Consider the following 16181-nt stretch of genomic DNA (forward strand, 5'->3'; position numbering starts at 1 on the left):
TCGCCCGTCGCGCCACGGCCTGCTGAGCCGTGGCGCTTCCCTACTGGCGGCTGTCCAGTTTCTACCTTTTCTACTTCGCCCTGCTGGGGTCCACCGCACCGTTCCTGTCGCTGTATTTCGATCACCTCGGTTTTTCCAGCGCGCGCATCGGCGAGCTGGTGGCGATTCCCATGCTGATGCGTTGCGTCGCCCCCAACCTGTGGGGCTGGCTCGGCGATCGCAGCGGCCAGCGCCTGCTGATCGTGCGCATCGGTGCGCTGTGCACCCTGTTCAGCTTCGCCCTGATCTTCGTCGACAAGAACTACGCCTGGCTGGCGCTGGTCATGGCTCTGCATGCGTTCTTCTGGCACGCGGTGCTGCCGCAGTTCGAGGTCATCACCCTGGCCCACCTGCAAGGGCAGACCGGACGCTACAGCCAGATCCGCCTGTGGGGTTCGATCGGTTTCATCCTCACCGTGGTCGGCCTCGGACGCCTGTTCGAATGGCTGAGTCTGGATGTCTATCCGGTGGCGCTGGTGTGCATCATGGCCGGCATCGTCCTGGCCAGCCTGTGGGTGCCCAATGCACAACCGGTGGAGCATGCCGAACGGCCGGCCAGCGGCGGCTTCCTCAAGCAACTGACGCGGCCGGGGGTGCTGGCCTTCTACGTCTGCGTGGCGCTGATGCAACTCAGCCATGGACCGTACTACACCTTCCTGACCCTGCACCTGGAACGCCTCGGCTATGCCCGCGGCACCATCGGCATGCTCTGGGCCCTCGGGGTGCTGGCGGAGGTGCTGCTGTTCATGGTGATGAGCCGGATCCTGGCGCGGGTGTCGTTGCGCCGGGTCCTGCTGGCGAGTTTCCTGCTGGCGGCGGTGCGCTGGGTACTGCTGGGCAGCTTCGCCGAGCATCCGGCGGTGCTGCTGTTCGCACAGTTGCTGCATGCGGCGACCTTCGGCGCTTTCCATGCTTCTTGCATCGCCTTCGTCCAGCGCAGTTTCGGCGCGCGCCAGCAAGGCCAGGGCCAGGCGTTCTATGCGGCGCTGTCCGGCACCGGCGGGGCGTTGGGAGCATTGTATGCGGGCTATAGCTGGAAGACGCTGGGCCCGACCATCACCTTTAGTATTGCCAGCGTCGCGGCACTGGCCGCAGCCGTTATCATTGCGACCCGCTTGAAAGAGGACGCCCCGTAGCGTCCGTCCCAGGTTTTCGAAAGATCAGGAGTTGCCCCTTGAGCATCCTCAGCGTTTATCACCAGTCCACCCCCGACACGCCGAACAAGGTCCTCACCCATGCCGAGGATATCGCCGCGACCCTGGCGGAGCGGGGCGTGCGCTTCGAGCAGCGCACGCCTGCGGAGCGTATTCGACCGGGCACAGCGGAAGCCGAAGTGATCGCGGCCCTGGGCGGACAGGTCGAGGCCCTGGGCGCAGGGGCAGTCGAGGTGTTGAGCATTCACCCCGAGCATTCACAGAAAGACGAGATCCGCGCGGGGCTGATCGACGAGCGTCGCCATGCCGGCGCGGACCTGCGCTTTTTCGTCAGCGGAAGAGGGCTGCTGAACCTGCGGATTGGCGAGTATGTCTTTGCGCTGGTGGGCGAGCGGGGGGATGTGGTCAGTGTTCCGGCGGGGATGGCGCAGTGGTTCGATATTGGCGAGCAGCCGAACCTGGTGCTGGTGCGGGTGTTCGAGAATGAGGCGGGGCGTAAGGTCGAGTTGACCGGTGATGAGAGTTCCCGGGCGTTTCCGGGATTGGACGATACCTTCTAAGGCCTCATCGCGGGCAACACCAGCTCCCACAGATTCTGCGTTCAGCCTGGATCTTGTGGCTGGCACCGGACCTTGTGGGAGCGGGCGTTGCCCGCGATGGCGTCCTCCCGGGCAACCTCAACGATAGGTCGGCAGGGCAAATCGCTGCTGGCTCTGCAGCATCGAAATCACCGGCAGTTCACTGGCCTGCTCGGCCAGGTCGCGGCGAATCGCACTGATCGCCCAGGAGAGCTGTTCGGCGTTGTGCAACTGGCCATAGGAAATCGAACGCTTGGTTTGTTTGCCGTCAGCGGCGCGCAGGGTCAACAGGATGCCGCCGTCCGGGCGCGGTTGAGTGGTGACCTGGTAGGCGGAGAATACCGAGGCGAATTTTTCCTGAATGAGGTCCATATCAGCTCCTGGCTGTGGGTGGCAGACATGAACTGATGATTGCAGTGACCGTGCCAGCTTTTATTTGCTAAAAAATTCATATAAAACAATAACTTAATTAATTTTCGAAAATCACCATCCGTGCATTGTGCAAGGTCGTGCATTTTGCACAGTGCAATTTGCAATGCTGCTTTGCCGATCGAACTTTCCTTCCGCTGCGGTGGACTTATCCACATATCCACAAGTCAGCGACCGACAAGCTATTGAGCTTTGCTCTGTCAGGGAGGTTCCTTATGTCCGATCAACGAGCACCCGTCAGCATGGATGCCAAGGAGGCTGCAGCCTTCGCCGCGGAAGTCTTCGACCGTGCCCGCCAGGGCGATGCCGCGATGCTGGTGCGCCTGTTGGCCAGCGGCCTGCCCGTCAATCTGCGCAATCAAAAGGGCGACACCTTGCTGATGCTGGCCAGCTATCACGGTCATCTGGAGGCCGCGCGGGTGTTGCTGGAGCATGGCGCCGATCCTGCGATCGCCAATGACAACGAGCAGATGCCTCTGGCTGGCGCGGCGTTCAAGGGCAATCTGGAAATGGTCCGCCTGCTCGTCGAGCAGGGTGGCGATCCGGATGCGACCGCCGGCGACGGTCGTACTGCACTGATGATGGCGGCGATGTTCAACCGCGTGGCCATTGTCGACTATCTGCTGGAGCAGGGTGCAGATCCGACGCGTCGCGACATTCGCGGCGCCGATGCTCTGGCCTCGGCCCAGGCCATGGGCGCCAGCGACGCGGCCGCGCGCCTGCTGGCGCTGGCCGGCTAACCCCCCGAGAGCGTATCCTTGGCGCCTTTTTCCAGCGGCGCAGGGCCTCACCATGAAAAACCAACTGGTCGAACTCATCGGCAAGATCAGCTCCGGCTGCATGAGCGAACAGGACGTCGAGCGGATCGCCGATGAGGCGACCCAGGCCTACGCCGACCCCGCCGCCTTCCTCGCTGCCAACCCCGACATCAACTACGACGACAGCTTCCCGATCCCGCTGGGCGAGTGGGTGGTGGTCGGGAGCCTGCCGGACACCGTGCTGTTCCAGGCCGACACCTACCCAGACCTGCTCGGCCAGATCATCGGCTCGTTCGACAAGAGCGTGCCGTTCAACATCAAGCCCAAGCAATTGCTCAAGGTCGAGGCGCTTACTGCTTTGAACCGCATGCAGATCCAGATGGGCAGCATGAACAAGGAGGCCGGTGGCTATGTGCTGATGAATTTCAGCCAGTTGCTCGACGATGAGCTGCAGATGGTCCTGGTCTGCGGCAACGACCTGCCGCGGGTACTGGAACTTTGCACCGAGCTGAACATTGCCGCAGCGCCGGCCCTGGAGGCGCTGCGGGTTGCCGTTCACGTCTAACCCAAGGCGGTATCGAGGAACATCATCACTGCGAAGCCGCCCATCAAGCCCAGGGTGGCCGAGGTCTGGTGGCCGTTGCGGTGGGTTTCCGGAATCACTTCGTGGGACACCACGAAGAGCATCGCCCCCGCCGCCAGGCCCATGCTGATCGGGTAGGCGAGGGCAAAACCGCTGGAAATCCCCAGGCCGATCACCGCACCGATCGGCTCCATCAGGCCCGAGCCGATGGCCACCAGCGCCGCCTTGAAGTTCGACAGACCGGTGGCGCGCAAGGCCAGGGCCACCGCCAGGCCTTCGGGGATGTCCTGGATGGCGATGGCGCTGGTCAGCGGCAGGCCGACATTCAGGTCGCCGGTGGTGAAGCCGACACCGATGGCCATGCCCTCGGGCAGGTTGTGCAGGGTAATCGCCAGGACGAACAGCCAGACCCGGTTGATCCGCTCGGCCTGTGGCCCGCAGGGGCCGGTGCTTTCGTGTTCGTGCGGAGTGAAGCGGTCGAGGCCCAGCATCAGCAATACGCCCAGGCCCATGCCGACCACTACGGTCAGCGCGGCGAACGGGCCGTTACCGGTGATCTCGCGGGCGGCGTCCAGGCCCGGCAGAATCAGCGAGAAGGAACTGGCGGCGAGCATCATCCCGGCGGCGAAGCCGAGCATCACGTCCTGGGTGCGTGCGCTGACTTCGCGCAGGACCACGGCGAGGGCTGCGCCAAGGGCGGTGGCAGAGAAACCGGCCAGGCCGCCGAGCATGGCCAGGTGCAGGTTTTCCTGGTGCTCGCCGTGGACCGCGTTCCAGGCGCTGGCGCCCAGCAGCCAGAACACCGCCAGCAGGGTCAGGCCCAGGCCGGCGCTCAGCCAGGGCGTTGTCTGCGCCTGCTGCAGCCATGCGCTGAACAAGGGCGCGGGGGCGGAAGGGCTGTGGGTCTGGGATGGGGGCATGGGTATCTCTCCGGTGGAACGTTGAGCGAGTTTAATCAAGGACTTGGAACGACCTCCAGGCAAGCGCGTCTATAAGGCCGATAGCCAGCTATTCTCTGGTGAAGGTCTGAATTGGGACTTGAATTAGGAGCTGTGAAATGGGTTCGACGTTCAACGGCCTTGCCGGCCTGATCATCCTCGCCCTCGACATCTGGGCGATCCTCAATGTGATCAAGAGCGGTGCCGGAGGTGGCGCCAAGGTGCTGTGGATCTTGCTGATCATTCTCCTGCCGGTGCTCGGCCTGATCATCTGGGCCATTGCCGGTCCTCGCGGAGATGTGCGTCTCTAGGGAAAAACATCCGGTTACCACACGCCGATTTGTGCTGGTGCAACAACCCGGCTAGCCTGAGCCGGGTCCGCGTGTGCCTCAACGAAATTTTCACAATCGATTGAAGACAATCGCGCGCGCCAATATCCATTCGCCAAATGGTCCGGCCACCTGGTAATCCGACCCCGGGTGCCGCCGCTTCGCGTCAATGTGCTCCCCATAACCAGAATCCCAGGGATCTTCCTCTTCATGGCTAAAACGGACGCCCCGCGCCTGCAACCGACGGTCAAATCACACCTGCTCTACACCTTGCTGTGCGGCCTGGTGATCATGCTGATGCTCAGCCTGGTGCGCTTCGCCCTGCTGGTCTACAACAGCGACATGATCGGCGACACGCCGTACTCCACCGTCGCCGAGGGCTTCAGCAACGGCCTGCGCTTCGACCTGCGCGTCGTCGTCTACCTGAGCATCCCGCTGCTGCTGGCGATCCTCAGCGCCCGGGCCATGGCCGCCCGCGGCCTGTTCCGCCTGTGGCTGACCGTGGCGTCCAGCGTCACGCTGTTCCTCGGCCTGGTCGAGATGGACTTCTACCGCGAGTTCCACCAGCGCCTCAACGGCCTGGTGTTCCAGTACATCAAGGAAGACCCGAAGACGGTTTCCAGCATGCTCTGGTACGGCTTCCCGGTGGTCCGCTACCTGCTGGCCTGGGTCGCCGGAACCGTGATCATGAGTCTGGCGTTCAAGGGCATCGACCGTCTGACCCGTCCTCGTGGCCAGTACCAGAGCAGCCTCGCCGGTGCGCGTAGCGTAGCTCCGTGGTACGTGCGTGGCGTGGTGTTCGTGATGATCCTGCTGGTGGCCGTTGTCTCCGCCCGCGGCACCCTGCGCCAGGGCCCGCCGATGCGCTGGGGCGATGCCTTCACCACCGACTCGAACTTTGTCAACCAACTGGGCCTGAACGGCACCTTGACCCTGATCGACGCGGCCAAGAGCCGCATGTCCGAGGACCGCGACAACATCTGGAAGGCCACCCTCGACCAGCAGGTCGCGCAGCAGACTGTGCGCAACATGCTGCTGACCTCGAACGACAAGCTGGTCGACGCCGATGAAGCGGCGATCCGTCGTGACTTCACCCCACCGGCAGACAAGACCCTGCCGATCAAGAACGTGGTGGTGATCCTGATGGAAAGCTTCGCCGGCCACTCCGTGGGCGCGTTGGGCGGCAAGGGCAACATCACCCCGTACTTCGACAAGCTGGCCGAGGAAGGCCTGCTGTTCGACCGCTTCTTCTCCAATGGCACCCATACCCACCAGGGCATGTTCGCCACCATGGCGTGCTTCCCCAACCTGCCGGGCTTCGAATACCTGATGCAGACCCCGGAAGGCGGCCACAAACTGTCCGGCCTGCCGGCACTGCTCAGCGCCCGCGACTACGATGATGTTTACGTCTACAACGGTGACTTCGCCTGGGACAACCAGTCCGGCTTCTTTGGCAATCAGGGCATGACCACCTTCATCGGCCGTCGTGACTTCGTCAACCCGGTGTTCTCCGATCCGACCTGGGGCGTATCCGACCAGGACATGTTTGACCGTGGCGCTCAGGAACTGGCCCACAACTACGGCAAGAAGCCGTTCTATGCCTTGCTCCAGACCCTGTCCAACCACACGCCGTATGCGCTGCCGGCGCAACTGCCGGTCGAGCCGGTGACCGGTTTCGGTCGCCTGGACGAGCACCTGACCGCCATGCGCTACTCCGACTGGGCCCTGGGCCAGTTCTTCGAGAAAGCGCGCAAGGAGCCATACTTCAAGGAAACCCTGTTCGTCATCGTCGGCGACCACGGCTTCGGCAACAACCAGCAGGTCACCGAGCTGGACCTGGGCCGCTTCAACGTGCCGATGCTGATGATCGCGCCGGGCATCCAGGAGAAATTCGGCAAGCGTAGCCATATCGTCGGGACCCAGATCGACATCGTGCCGACCATCATGGGCCGTCTCGGTGGTGAAACCCGTCATCAGTGCTGGGGCCGCGACCTGCTCAACCTGCCGGAAGGTGACGAGGGCATCGGTATGGTCAAGCCGTCGGGCAGCGAGCAGATCGTCGGCCTGTTCCAGGGCGATCACTTGCTGATCGAGTCCAAGGACATGGCGCCGCGCGTCTATCGCTACCAGGTGGGCAGCGAGTTCAAGGCCGAGCTGATCGAAAGCCCGGAACAGGCTGCGATGCAGAAGAAACTCGAGTCCTTTATCCAGACTGCGACCAAGAGCCTGCTGGACAACACTGCTGGCGTGGTTCACGGCATTCCGAAGTGATTGCTCTTGGTTGACGTGCAACTCCATGGACCCCGGCTTTGCCGGGGTCTTTTTTGTCCGGGGCGGGCGTCATGCTACTGAACAATGCCCCTTGGCCAGGGTCAACGGAAGGTAGGCTGGAAATACCCCGTACTTCCATTCGAGGACTACGCCAGATGAAAGAGTGGGAAATCACCTTCGTGGACCAGAAGGGCGAACGTACTTCGCTGTTGTTCGCCTGCGAAAACCGCCCGAGCCTCGAAGAGGCTGCGCGGCGGATCAGGGGCCACCTGTTCCCGATCATGGATGAGCTCGACCTCAACGATTTCCAGGACCGTGCCGAATGCCCGACCGCAAGGTGGCTGAAGGAGCAGAGCGGGGTGGAGATCACCGGAATCGCCGAGAAAGCCTGAACCCAGTCAGCTGGCGATGTGCCAAGGCTGACGCTACGCTGCATACAGGGCCGTCGCTTTTCCGGCGCCGGCCTTTGCCGTCGTTACATCCGCTCGAGAACCCCGCCCGCAAGGGCAGCAGGGGTTGGTGCGAAGGCACCGAAAGTCTATCCATCGTGAGTGAGGAGGACGATTCATGAGCAACCTGTACGAAGACATCAGCAGCACCGTACTGCGCCGCATGAAAGAGGGCGGCTTCGACTTCACGCAAATTCATCCCATCGAGTTTTACGCGGTATTCCCGGACGAGGACCGGGCGCGCAGGGCTGCAGGCAAGTTTCGTGGTGAGTCGCTATGTGCCTTGGTGCACGAGAGCGATGAAGGCTGGCAACTGGAATTGAGCAAGATCATGTACGCCACCCACGGTGGCATCGGCGCTTTCGAACAGGATTTCGAGGCGGTAATCAGGCCACTTGGCGGCGAGGCCCAAGGCTGGGGCGTCAAGCATGAACGACTGATGACCTGAAACCCTCCCGGGGCGGCGCCCGTCGCGGCCCCGGGTCAACCTGCGCTTCGCAATGAAGCGTGCGCCCCGCAGTAGTGGGCATTGCTGCACAGGTCTGGTGCGGCGTCATTCCTCTGTTTTTTCAACTCCTTGATTGCAAAGGCTTATTTCCGCTGGCACGGGCCTTGCGATGACGTTCATGCACGGGTGACAAGGAGTTCGGCATGATTCGCAAGTTCTACGACGAGATGTACGCCGCCGACGGTCAGCTCCGTCCGCACTATCGGGAGTTTGCCCGCTGGCTGGGGGAGACTCCCCCGGAACTGCTGGCTCAACGCCGCCGCGAGGCTGATCTGCTGTTCCATCGCGCCGGCATCACTTTTACGCTCTACGGTGACGAACAGGGCACCGAGCGCCTGATTCCCTTCGACACCATCCCACGGGCCATCCCGGCCAGCGAATGGCGCATGGTCGAGCGCGGTTGCATCCAGCGGGTCAAGGCGCTGAACCTGTTTCTCGCAGACCTCTACAACGAGCAGCGTATCCTGCGTGCCGGAATCATTCCCGCCGAGCAGGTCCTGGCCAACGACCAGTACCAGCTGGCGATGCAGGGCCTGAGCCTGCACCGCGGTCTCTACGCGCACATTGCCGGAGTCGACCTGGTGCGCGATGGCGATGGCACCTACTACGTCCTCGAAGACAACCTGCGCACCCCCAGCGGGGTCAGCTACATGCTCGAAGACCGCAAGATGATGATGCGCCTGTTCCCGGAGCTGTTCGCCGCCCAGCGCATCGCGCCCATCGACCATTACCCCAACCTGTTGCTCGACACCCTGAAAAGCTCCAGCCCTCTGGATGACCCAAGCGTGGTCGTGCTGACCCCGGGACGCTTCAACAGCGCCTTCTTCGAGCACGCCTTCCTTGCACGTGAGATGGGCGTGGAACTGGTGGAAGGCGCCGACCTGTTCGTCCGCGACGAGCGTGTATTCATGCGCACCACCGGCGGACCGAAGCCGGTGGATGTGATCTACCGCCGCCTCGACGATGCGTACCTCGATCCGCTGGCGTTCAATCCGGAATCCATGCTCGGCGTGCCCGGGCTGCTTTCGGCCTACCGCTGCGGCAACGTGGTGCTGGCCAACGCCATCGGCACCGGAGTCGCCGACGACAAGTCGGTCTACCCCTACGTTACCGACATGATCCGTTTCTACCTCGACGAGGAACCCATCCTGAACAACGTGCCCACCTGGCAATGCCGCAATCCCGCCGAGCTGTCCCATGTGCTGGCGCACCTGCCGGAGCTGGTGGTCAAGGAAACCCAGGGCTCCGGCGGCTACGGCATGCTGGTCGGGCCGGCCTCGACCCAGGCGGAGATCGCTGCCTTCGCCGAGCGCATCAAGGCCCGCCCTGCGGCCTATATCGCCCAGCCGACCTTGTCGCTGTCGACCTGCCCGACCTTTGTCGAGAACGGCATCGCGCCACGCCATATCGACCTGCGCCCGTTCGTCCTCTCCGGCCGCGAGACCCGTGTGGTGCCCGGCGGCCTGACCCGGGTGGCACTGCGCGAAGGCTCGCTGGTGGTGAACTCGTCCCAAGGCGGCGGCACCAAGGACACCTGGGTGGTGGAGGACTGAACCATGCTCAGCAGAACCGCTTCCGACCTGTACTGGATGTCACGCTACCTGGAGCGCGCGGAAAACCTCGCGCGGATGCTCGATGTCAGCTATTCGCTGTCGCTGATGCCGCAGGATGGCCGTGGTGATGGCCTGGACGAGATGACCCTGGCCCTGCGCATCACCGGCACCCTTGATGACTACCTGGCTCGCCATGGCCAACTGCATGCCGAGCGCCTGCTGCATTTCTTTGCCCTCGACCCCGAGAACCCGGCGAGCATCTACAGCTGCCTAGGCGCGGCACGGGCCTGTGCCCACGCGGTGCGCGGCAAGATCACCGCCGACATGTGGGAAAACATCAACGCCACCTGGCTGGAGATACGCGGCATCGCCGAGCAGGGCCTGGGGCGCTATGGCATGAGTCGTTTCTGTGAGTGGATCAAGGAGCGCTCGCACCTGTTCCGCGGTGCCACCTACGGCACCATCATGCGCAATGATGCCTTCCGCTTCATTCGCCTCGGTACCTTCATCGAGCGTGCCGACAACACGCTGCGCTTGCTCGATGCGCGTTATGAGATGTTCGGCGAGGCGGCGGAGGATGTCAGCGACAGCTCCGCCCGTGGCTACTACCAATGGAGCGCCTTGCTCCGCGCCCTGTCCTCGTTCGAGGCCTATACCGAGATCTACCGCGACGCCCCTACGGCGCGCCACGTAGCCGAACTGCTGCTCCTGCGTGCCGACGTGCCCCGTTCCCTGCGTGCCTGCACCGAAGAGATTGACCAGATCCTCGCCAGCCTGCCCGGCAGCAACGGGCGCCCGGCCCAGCGCCTGGCGGCCGAGGTGGATGCCAGGCTGCGCTACACCGGTATCGACGAAGTCCTGTCCCAAGGCCTGCATCCCTGGCTGAACCACTACATCCCGCTGGTGCGCGAATTGGGCAATGCCATCCACAGCGCTTACCTGGAGGTCGTATGAGACTGACAATCAGCCACGAAACCGCTTACCACTATGAAGACCAGGTGCGGACCAGCATCCAGTACCTGCGCCTGACCCCGCCGGACAACCAGCGCCAGCAGGTGCTGCAATGGCAACTGGACCTGCCGCGTCCGGTGCAGGCCCGACGCGATCCGTTTGGCAACATCCTTCATGTGCTCAGCCTTGAGGAACCCCATGCCGACCTGCTGATCGCCGCCCGTGGCGAGGTGGAGATCGATCCCGACCTCGAAGCCGAGCAGGACAGCCAGTCACCCTTGCCGTTCCTGCGCTTTACCCGCCTGACCGAGGCCGATGTGGCATTGCGTGCCTTCGCCACCCAGCACTGCGGCGAATACCGCGACCGTGGCGCGCTGATCGGCTTGATGGGCGCCCTGCATGAACACATGGCCTACCGCCCTGGCGCGACAGCGGTGGAGACCAGTGCAGCCCAGGCCTTCGCCGGCGCGGCGGGTGTTTGCCAGGACCACGCCCACGCCTTCATCGCCTGTGCCCGCAGCCTGCAGGTGCCGGCGCGCTATGTCTCGGGTTACCTGTTCGACAATGTCAGCCAGCACATGGCCAGCCATGCCTGGGCCGAGGCATGGCTGGATGACGCGTGGTACAGCTTCGACGTGACCAACCAGCTCGCGGTGCCCGAGCGCCACCTCAAGCTGGCGGTGGGCCTGGATTACCTGGATGCCTGCCCGGTACGCGGCATGCGCCGCGGCGGTGGCTACGAACAGATGCACGCCAACGTGCAGGTGACGTCCGGTTTTACTGCGCAGCAGTAGGCGTCTTGCGCCCGGCCATATGGGCGAGGTAGGCGAGCACGGCGTCGAGGTCACTGTCCGTTAGCACCTCCTTGCTGAACCCCGGCATGCGCGCTTGCGGCCATTGCCGCAAATCCTGCGGATTGCGGATATAACGGCGGAGGAATTCCGGGTGAAAATATTCCGTCGGGTTGTACGGCAGGTTCAGGTCCGGACCGAACTGGGCATCCCCGGCGCCGTTGAGGCGGTGGCAGGCCAGGCAGTTCTTCTGGAACAGGACAAAGCCGCGGTTCACCGGGTCGGCGGCGCTTAGTTCGGAGGCCGGGCGCAGCGCGGGGAAACGCTCGGTCACAGGGGCCAGGCGGCGGATGCTGGCAACCTGGAACGGCCATTGTTCGGGGCTGATGCCGCTGGCTTGCGGCTGGGTCCAGACCAGGTAGAAGGGGCCGGCACTCGGCTTGTCCGGGCCCAGGGGCGGCCAGGGCTGGCGCTGGTCTTCCACGGCCAGCCAGGCTTGCGCGGGGCCGGACTGGAGCAGGGGACCGGCGGGCATTTCCGCGGCGAAACCGTCGAGGGCCACGGCCTGCAGGTGATCCCCCGGCTTGATGCCGGTGAGCAACGCGGCCAGGGGCACGGCACGGTAGTGCATGGTTTTGTTGTAGGAAACGTCTTGGTCGATGCGGATATCCCGGGCCTGCGGATGCTTGAGCAGGGCTTCGCTGTCCCACTGGCGACTAGTGCCGTCCAGCTCCAGGGTCAATTGCGCGGCGAACGCCGGCAGGCTCAGCAGGGCGAGCAGGAGCATGATGCAGCGGCGCATGGGCGGGTCTCCAACCAGTGAGGGTCGGCAGCATACACCAGCCGTTGAGGGACACTGAACTGCGAACGCTCACCCGAACAGACGCGTGAGGTTGGGAAGGATCAGCAGCAGTGTGGTGGCGAACAGGATGAGTCCCGCCTGACGTACCTTGTGTTGTTTGAACATGGCTGTCTGCCTTTTTGTTGTTATTCCTGAGAGCCGGATCGCGTCCTTGTCCGTGACCGCGAATGCTTCTGTGGGCATCTGTTTTTTCGGCCTGCTGTTAATGGGTATACAACCTGGAATGCTGCAACGTTACCGCTGTTTTAGAACGCTTTCGTCTGTACTTTAGTCGTGAAAGACCTTTTGTTCATGAGGCTTTATGCCATCCGCGTACGACGTGCCTGACTAGACACGCGCGCGGGATACACGCACGGATCGCACGGAAATGACCGTTCGTCCGAGGGAATGCTTGCCTGCTGCCAAGATTCGCGGCAGGCTTCACCGGTGTTTTTTCACCACTGTCGTTCAGGGCCAAGTCTATGTCGTTACGCATCTGCATCCTGGAAACCGACGTCCTGCGACCCGAGCTGGTCGAGCAGTATCAGGGCTATGGACGGATGTTCGAGCAACTGTTCACCCAGCAACCGATCGCCGCCGAATTCAGCGTCTACAACGTGATGAACGGCCACTACCCGCCGGAAGACGAAGTCTTCGATGCCTACCTTGTGACGGGCAGCAAGGCCGATTCGTTCGGTGACGATCCGTGGATCGGCCAGCTCAAGGAATTCCTCCTGGATCGCTACCAGCGCGGCGACAAACTGCTCGGCGTGTGTTTCGGCCATCAGTTGCTGGCCTTGCTGCTGGGCGGCAAGACCGAGCGCGCAACCCAGGGCTGGGGCGTCGGCACTCACCGCTACGTGATGGCCGCCCGTGCGCCGTGGATGAGCCCGCAGGTGGAAGAACTGACCCTGCTGATCAGCCACCAGGACCAGGTTACCGCGCTACCGGAAAACGCCACGGTGATCGCCTCCAGTGATTTCTGCCCGTTTGCGGCGTATCACATCGGTGACCAGGTGCTGTGCTTCCAGGGCCACCCGGAGTTCATCCACGACTATTCCCGCGCGCTGCTCGACCTGCGTCAGGAAAACCTGGGCGAGGCCGTGTACCGCAAGGGCATCGACAGCCTGGGCGTGGCGCATCAGGGCCAGACTGTCGCGGAGTGGATGATGCGCTTCGTCGCCCAGCCTAAAGCCAGCCCGAACGCTTGAAACTGCCGTACAGCGCGACACAACCCACCGCAATGGCCCCCAGCACGGCGAAATAGCCGTAGTGCCAGCTCAGCTCCGGCATGTTCTGGAAGTTCATGCCGTAGATCCCCGCCACTGCCGTGGGGAACGCGAGGATCGCCGCCCAGGCGGCGAATTTGCGTTGCACGATGCTTTGCCGCGACGACTCCAACAGCATGCCGATCTCGATGGTCTGGCTGGCCAGGTCGCGGATCCCCGCCAGGTCTTCCATCTGCCGCGTGACGTGGATCTGCACATCGCGGAAGTACGGGCGCATGTTCTTGTCGATGAAGGGGAAAGTCAGGCGCTGCAGTTCCTCACTGATTTCCACCATCGGCGCCACGTAGCGGCGCAGGCGCAGGATGTCACGGCGCAGGTTGTGGATGCGGCGGATATCTTCTTCCACCAGCGAGCCGCTGAGCACGCTCTGTTCCAGCTCTTCGATCTCGCCGTGGATGGCTTCACTGACTGGCTGGTAGTTCTCGGTGACGAAGTCGAGCAGGGCGTAGAGCACGAAATCCTCGCCGTGCTCCAGCAGCAACGGGCGCGCCTCGCAGCGCTGGCGCACCAGGGCGTAGGACTTCGAGTGGCCGTTGCGGCAGGTGATGATGTAGCCCTTGCCGGCGAAGATGTGGGTTTCGATGAACTCCAGCTTGCCGTCCTGGCGCACCGGTGAATACGTGACGATGAACAGCGCGTCGCCGAAGGTTTCCAGCTTCGGCCGGCTGTGCTTTTCCAGGGCGTCCTCGATGGCCAGTTCGTGCAGGTTGAACTGTCGTTGCAGGTTGGCCAGTTCCTGGGCGTTGGGTTCTTCCAGGCCGATCCAGACGAAATGCCCGGGCTTGTTGGCCCATTCGGCGCCCTCGTCGAGGCTGATGTTGGTGACCTTCCTGCCGGCGCTGTACACCGCCGCTGCTACGACTCGACCCATGGTTGTGCGCATCCTCCGCGTTGACATGACAGACAGCTTGGTCTGACCGCGGCGAAACGGCAACTGCTCAGCGGCGCTGGCGCTCCCGTTCCATCAGGTCGATGCAGGCCTGCATCTGCGTGCGGCATTGTTCCATGAGTGCTGGAATGTCCTGCTGGGTCATGCCCCTGGTGGAAATCGGCGGCAGCGAGCGGATCATCACCTTTTCCTTGCGCCAGCCATTGAGGTTGAGACGCTTGGCATAGCGGCTGACACAGACCGGGACGATGGGCACGCCGGCATCGATGGCCATGTGGAAGGCGCCTTTCTTGAACGCGTGCAACTGCTCTTCCGGGTTGCGCGTGCCTTCCGGGAAAATCCAGATCGACGTGTGTTTTTCCTGCAGGGTGCGGGTGGTGAGCTGCATGGCGCGACGGGCCTGGTAGGCGTTGCCGCGGTCCACCAGCACGTTGCCGCCAAGCCAGAACAGTTGGCCGAACAACGGGATCCAGCCGAGGCTCTTCTTGCCGACGCAGACGGTATGCGGAGGGACTACATGGCCGAGGACGAACAGATCGTGGTTGGACTGGTGGTTGGCGATAATCACGCAGCCGGGCGGCTGGTCGAACAACGGACCGACCTCGGCCTCTATTTGCAGGCGCAACAACCAGCTCGAGGGCCAGGCGTACAGACGGGCGAACAGCCGGCTGTTGTCGGGGTTGAAAGGGCGACACAGGCCGATGATCACACCGATCAGGCTCGCCAGGATGAAATGCGCACCTAGCAGAAGCATGCGGGGAACAAAGAGCATCGTACGACTCACTCGACAAAACGCGAGGCAGTGTACGGATGTGCACCGATGGCGGCAAACGCCGTGTTTGTCCTGATGTAAGGTCGCTCCGGCGCCCGATGATGGTGCCGGAGCGAAGGGGCTATCAGCCCATGTGTTCCTGGTCGCGGATGATGGCGTCGTCGAGCGTGTCCAGCAGCGCCTTGCGGACCTTGAGCTTGGTGTTCTTGTGCGCGTTCATATTGATCTTCTTCAACTGACGCGCGGCGGTCAGGGCGGTTTCCAGCAACTGTTCAGCCGGTACCACCTTGTCGAGGAAGCCGGCATCGACGGCGCTGGCCGGGTCGAACATCTCGCCGTTGATCACCGAGCGGTGGAAGGCCGAACGGCGCAGGCGGTCGCGGGCCAGCTCGATGCCGGCGTGGTGCATGGTCATGCCGATCTGTACTTCGTTCAGGCCGATGCTGAACGGGCCTTCGACGCCGATGCGGTAGTCCGCCGAGAGCAGCAGGAAGGCGCCCTTGGCCACGGCATGGCCGGGGCAGGCGACGATCACCGGGAAGGGATGGGAGAGCAGGCGGCGGGCCAGGGTCGAGCCGGCGGTGACCAGCGACACGGCGGCCTGTGGGCTGGCGGTCATCACCTTGAGGTCGTAGCCGCCGGAGAGGATACCCGGCTGGCCGGTGATGATCACCACGGCGCGGTCTTCGCTGGCGCGGTCCAGGGCTGCGTTGAAGGCGGCGATCACGTCGGGGGAAATGGCGTTGACCTTGCCGTTGTTCAGGGTCAGGGTCGCGATGCCATCTTCGAGGTGGTAGGTAATCAGCTCACTCATGACAGGATTCCTTGTAGGAGAAGTGGCGAGAAGGTGGCAAGACGTTACCCAGCCACTGCGGTCAGGTAAAGCACGATGACTGACCGGCTGGTCATCGTTTCGTCTATGACCCTTGTCCGCCGGGAACGCTGCGCAAGGGAGCGGCGAAGCACACCAGGGATTGGCCAAAATGCCATGGCCCGATGCGCTTTTCCGGGCTCCGGCATAAATATCTGAAAATTCTGAAAAAAACCTTTGCCAAGTGA

Annotated in this window: 18 protein-coding genes; 12 read left to right on the top strand and 6 right to left on the bottom strand. The window is 63.1% G+C overall.

Going from position 1 to position 16181, the window contains the following annotated elements; genetic code table 11:
• Positions 1-29 precede the first annotated feature (29 nt).
• Both AC5QPF_RS08620 and AC5QPF_RS08625 read left to right on the top strand, forming a co-directional pair.
• Positions 30-1175, top strand: a complete 1146-nt coding sequence (locus tag AC5QPF_RS08620; protein WP_494962827.1) for an MFS transporter — start codon at positions 30-32, stop codon at positions 1173-1175.
• Between the two features lie 38 nt (positions 1176-1213).
• Entirely contained in the window at positions 1214-1753 is a 540-nt protein-coding gene (locus tag AC5QPF_RS08625; RefSeq protein ID WP_494962828.1) for an acireductone dioxygenase, read from the top strand.
• A gap of 117 nt (positions 1754-1870) precedes the next feature.
• Here the strand turns inward: AC5QPF_RS08625 and AC5QPF_RS08630 are convergent, their stop codons facing one another.
• Positions 1871-2143, bottom strand: a complete 273-nt coding sequence (locus tag AC5QPF_RS08630) for a DUF3509 domain-containing protein (protein ID WP_494962829.1) — start codon at positions 2141-2143, stop codon at positions 1871-1873.
• A 272-nt stretch (positions 2144-2415) separates the two neighbouring features.
• Between AC5QPF_RS08630 and AC5QPF_RS08635 the strand changes: the two genes are divergently transcribed.
• Positions 2416-2940: an ankyrin repeat domain-containing protein gene (locus tag AC5QPF_RS08635; RefSeq protein ID WP_494962830.1), complete on the top strand. Its 525-nt coding sequence runs from the start codon at positions 2416-2418 to the stop codon at positions 2938-2940.
• 52 nt (positions 2941-2992) lie between these two features.
• Complete coding sequence (locus AC5QPF_RS08640; protein WP_494962831.1) at positions 2993-3523, top strand: hypothetical protein; 531 nt, start codon at positions 2993-2995, stop codon at positions 3521-3523.
• On the opposite strand, the gene AC5QPF_RS08645 is transcribed toward AC5QPF_RS08640, so the two are convergent.
• The gene (locus tag AC5QPF_RS08645) at positions 3520-4461 is read right to left on the bottom strand and encodes a ZIP family metal transporter (RefSeq protein ID WP_494962832.1); all 942 of its coding nucleotides are present in this window, start codon (positions 4459-4461) and stop codon (positions 3520-3522) included. The two genes, AC5QPF_RS08640 and AC5QPF_RS08645, sit on opposite strands and share 4 nt — an antisense overlap.
• 137 nt (positions 4462-4598) lie before the next feature.
• Here AC5QPF_RS08645 and AC5QPF_RS08650 point away from each other — a divergent pair, with 137 nt between their 5' ends.
• The 7 genes from AC5QPF_RS08650 to AC5QPF_RS08680 all read left to right on the top strand — a co-directional run bounded on the left by AC5QPF_RS08650 (position 4599) and on the right by AC5QPF_RS08680 (position 11334).
• Positions 4599-4790: a PLDc N-terminal domain-containing protein gene (locus AC5QPF_RS08650; RefSeq protein ID WP_494962833.1), complete on the top strand. Its 192-nt coding sequence runs from the start codon at positions 4599-4601 to the stop codon at positions 4788-4790.
• Between the two features lie 228 nt (positions 4791-5018).
• On the top strand, positions 5019-7079 hold the full coding sequence (locus AC5QPF_RS08655) for a sulfatase-like hydrolase/transferase (RefSeq protein WP_494962834.1): 2061 nt from the start codon (positions 5019-5021) through the stop codon (positions 7077-7079).
• 155 nt (positions 7080-7234) lie between these two features.
• Complete coding sequence (locus AC5QPF_RS08660) at positions 7235-7471, top strand: hypothetical protein (protein ID WP_494962835.1); 237 nt, start codon at positions 7235-7237, stop codon at positions 7469-7471.
• A 175-nt stretch (positions 7472-7646) separates the two neighbouring features.
• The gene (locus AC5QPF_RS08665) at positions 7647-7976 is read left to right on the top strand and encodes a ribonuclease E inhibitor RraB (RefSeq protein WP_494962836.1); all 330 of its coding nucleotides are present in this window, start codon (positions 7647-7649) and stop codon (positions 7974-7976) included.
• Between the two features lie 203 nt (positions 7977-8179).
• Positions 8180-9589 (top strand): circularly permuted type 2 ATP-grasp protein, encoded by a 1410-nt coding sequence (locus tag AC5QPF_RS08670; RefSeq protein ID WP_494962837.1) that lies wholly within the window; start codon positions 8180-8182, stop codon positions 9587-9589.
• 3 nt (positions 9590-9592) lie between these two features.
• Positions 9593-10543 (top strand): alpha-E domain-containing protein, encoded by a 951-nt coding sequence (locus AC5QPF_RS08675; protein ID WP_494962838.1) that lies wholly within the window; start codon positions 9593-9595, stop codon positions 10541-10543.
• A complete protein-coding gene (locus AC5QPF_RS08680) occupies positions 10540-11334 on the top strand; it encodes a transglutaminase N-terminal domain-containing protein (protein ID WP_494962839.1) in 795 nt (264 codons plus the stop codon). The genes AC5QPF_RS08675 and AC5QPF_RS08680 overlap by 4 nt, the downstream gene beginning before the upstream one ends.
• On the opposite strand, the gene AC5QPF_RS08685 is transcribed toward AC5QPF_RS08680, so the two are convergent.
• The gene (locus AC5QPF_RS08685) at positions 11318-12133 is read right to left on the bottom strand and encodes a c-type cytochrome (protein WP_494962840.1); all 816 of its coding nucleotides are present in this window, start codon (positions 12131-12133) and stop codon (positions 11318-11320) included. The two genes, AC5QPF_RS08680 and AC5QPF_RS08685, sit on opposite strands and share 17 nt — an antisense overlap.
• Positions 12134-12654: 521 nt before the next feature.
• On the opposite strand from AC5QPF_RS08685, the gene AC5QPF_RS08690 reads away from it, so the two are divergent.
• A complete protein-coding gene (locus tag AC5QPF_RS08690; RefSeq protein WP_494962841.1) occupies positions 12655-13383 on the top strand; it encodes an amidotransferase in 729 nt (242 codons plus the stop codon).
• Here the strand turns inward: AC5QPF_RS08690 and AC5QPF_RS08695 are convergent.
• The 3 genes from AC5QPF_RS08695 to AC5QPF_RS08705 all read right to left on the bottom strand — a co-directional run bounded on the left by AC5QPF_RS08695 (position 13361) and on the right by AC5QPF_RS08705 (position 15936).
• A complete protein-coding gene (locus AC5QPF_RS08695; protein WP_494962842.1) occupies positions 13361-14332 on the bottom strand; it encodes a CorA family divalent cation transporter in 972 nt (323 codons plus the stop codon). The two genes, AC5QPF_RS08690 and AC5QPF_RS08695, sit on opposite strands and share 23 nt — an antisense overlap.
• A 67-nt stretch (positions 14333-14399) precedes the next feature.
• Positions 14400-15122, bottom strand: a complete 723-nt coding sequence (locus AC5QPF_RS08700; RefSeq protein WP_494962843.1) for a 1-acylglycerol-3-phosphate O-acyltransferase — start codon at positions 15120-15122, stop codon at positions 14400-14402.
• A 124-nt stretch (positions 15123-15246) separates the two neighbouring features.
• Entirely contained in the window at positions 15247-15936 is a 690-nt protein-coding gene (locus AC5QPF_RS08705) for a crotonase/enoyl-CoA hydratase family protein (protein WP_494962844.1), read from the bottom strand.
• Between the last annotated feature and the right edge of the window lie 245 nt (positions 15937-16181).

Source organism: Pseudomonas sp. Con_6 (assembly GCF_059379395.1).